This is a genomic window from Phycicoccus sp. DTK01 (genome assembly GCF_017312765.1).
In the GTDB taxonomy this organism is placed as follows: domain Bacteria; phylum Actinomycetota; class Actinomycetes; order Actinomycetales; family Dermatophilaceae; genus Phycicoccus; species Phycicoccus jejuensis.
Genome location: NZ_BOPU01000022.1, coordinates 1 through 1,323 on the forward strand (window position 1 = coordinate 1; position 1,323 = coordinate 1,323).

Consider the following 1,323-nt stretch of genomic DNA (forward strand, 5'->3'; position numbering starts at 1 on the left):
CGGCCGCCCCCGAAAGTCCCTACTGTCAGGCCCACGATGACACTTGTGTCAGCGATGTCCTGGCACATGACACCGGTCTCGCCGCAGGGGCCTCACACACGTTCGCGGCGGGTCCTGGCCCCCGGAACGAGCGCGACCCCGACCAGGACCTGGTCGGGGTCGTCCTCGTGCTGTGCGCAAGGGGGGACCACCACACGCTTCTGTGGGGGATCTCCCCGAATCTGCCTGCGGTCCGGAGGTACTCATGCCTCATCGTGCACCCGATGAGGAAGATCGGTCGAGACGGTCCTGGCTGTTCCGGAATGTCAAGCGGGTCGCCGAGCGCTGCTCGACATGCCAGGCCGTTGCGTCCGTCTCTATGCTGCCCGACCTCGGAACAGGCCAGCCCGCACTCAGCGGGTGTAGGTGACGATCTCCCTGTGCGCCGGAGTCGCGGCGGGTAGAGAGCGAACCACGCCCAGGTGCCGCGCGGTCAGGTGAGGTTGTCGGCGACGGAGACCACGAGGCCGCCGAGCATGAACGCGGTCAAGGTGGCGACGAGGGCGCCGGTGCCAAAGGTGGGGATGAGGCGTCGCGCTCCGTGGACGGGTGCGGCGTCGTGGTACTCGTGGGTGAGGGCGTGGCCCTTGCCGCGCTTGAGCAGGTAGGCGTTGACGGGGTAGGCGGCGACGAAGGCGACGGCGAGTGCGATGGCCATGCCGACCCAGAAGACGGTGTTGACGAGGCCGGCGTTCATGGCGCCGGGGATGAGCGCCATGACGACGTTGTCGGTGACCTCCATCGTGGCGATGGAGACGGTGTCGGCGGCCAGGACGACGCGCAGGGCGGTGCCGACGGCGAGCCCGGCCTTGAGCAGGGGGAGGGTGGAGAGGGTGTAGCCGAAGAAGAAGGCCAGGGCGATGGAGAGGGCGATGGTGCTCGCGTTCCCGAGCCCGGCGGCGGTGCCGATGATGAGGCCGGCGATCTCACCGATGGCGCAGCCGGTCAGGCAGTGCAGGGTGGCGCTGACGGCCATGCGGGCCACGCCGCCGGTGGCGTGGCCGCCGTGGTGGTCGTGGCCGGTGTGGGTGGGCGCGTGCTCCGCGTGGCTGCTCATGGGTCCTCCCGGGGATGAGTGGTGGGGGCGTACCGGCGCGAGTGCGTCGGCAGGCGTGGGGTCGGGCGTGGTCAGGAGCGCACGAGGCGGCGGATGGCGTCGGAGGCTTCCTTGAGCTTGGCGGCGCCCTCGTCCTCGCCGGCGCGGGCTGCGTCCAGGACGCAGTGGGCGAGGTGGTCGTCCATGAGGCCGAGGGCGACGCCTTCGAGGGCCCGGTTGAGGGCGCT

Annotated in this window: 2 protein-coding genes; both read right to left on the bottom strand. The window is 70.6% G+C overall.

The window, feature by feature from the left end; genetic code table 11:
* Positions 1-472: 472 nt before the first annotated feature.
* Positions 473-1,096, bottom strand: coding sequence for a DUF4396 domain-containing protein (locus tag J3473_RS19195; protein WP_207025401.1), 624 nt, complete (start codon positions 1,094-1,096; stop codon positions 473-475).
* A gap of 71 nt (positions 1,097-1,167) precedes the next feature.
* Positions 1,168-1,323: metal-sensing transcriptional repressor (locus J3473_RS19200; RefSeq protein WP_207025402.1), on the bottom strand; the 156-nt coding region annotated here is incomplete at its 5' end.

Bases quoted from the DNA above. Each gene is read 5' to 3' on its own strand.
- J3473_RS19195 (WP_207025401.1), bottom strand. From the start codon at position 1,096: ATGAGCAGCCACGCGGAGCACGCGCCCACCCACACCGGCCACGACCAC.